General features: G+C 51.2%; 1 protein-coding gene. It reads right to left on the bottom strand.

All coding sequences use genetic code 11. From position 1 onward, the window contains the following. Positions 1-613 (bottom strand): glucose-6-phosphate isomerase (locus ACS8FD_RS22200; RefSeq protein WP_459252173.1); only part of this gene is annotated, 613 nt, incomplete at both ends.

Genomic DNA, 613 nt, shown 5'->3' with positions numbered 1-613 from the left:
CGCTTTAAACCCCGCCATACCAATACGAATAGCAATCGCCAGTCCAATCGCCGACCATAAAGAAAATCGACCGCCGACCCATTCCCAAAGCTGCAGCTGATGCTCAGGATGAATACCCCAAGCGCTCATCTTCTCACCATTAGCCGATATACCAATAAAGTGGCGACGTAACACACTGTCTTCCGTACCAGCGCGCAGCTTGGCAGTGGCAAGCAGCCATGACAGTGCCGTCTTCGCGTTGGATAACGTATCAACGGTACCAAAAGATTTGGAGGAGATAATAAATAAGGTAGTTTCAGGATTTAAGTGCTTGAGCAAATTATCAAGCTGAGTACCATCCATATTAGAGACGAAGTGCACTTCAATGTCGGTATCTGCCCACTCATCAAGCGCGGTCGTCGCCATCAGTGGCCCAAGATCAGAACCACCTACTCCGATATTAACCACATCGGTGATAGCCTTGCCCGAAAATCCGCGCCATGTGCCACTACGGACACGCTCGGATAATCTGGCTACCTGCGCCAGACTACGATGCACATCGGCGACCACATTTTGGTCACCTACTTGTAGCGCTGCGGTCTCTGGCAGTCGTAGCGCCGTATGCAAGGCTGCA

This window comes from Psychrobacter sp. 1U2, assembly GCF_051847575.1.
This window is presented reverse-complemented; position numbering and strand designations above follow the sequence as displayed.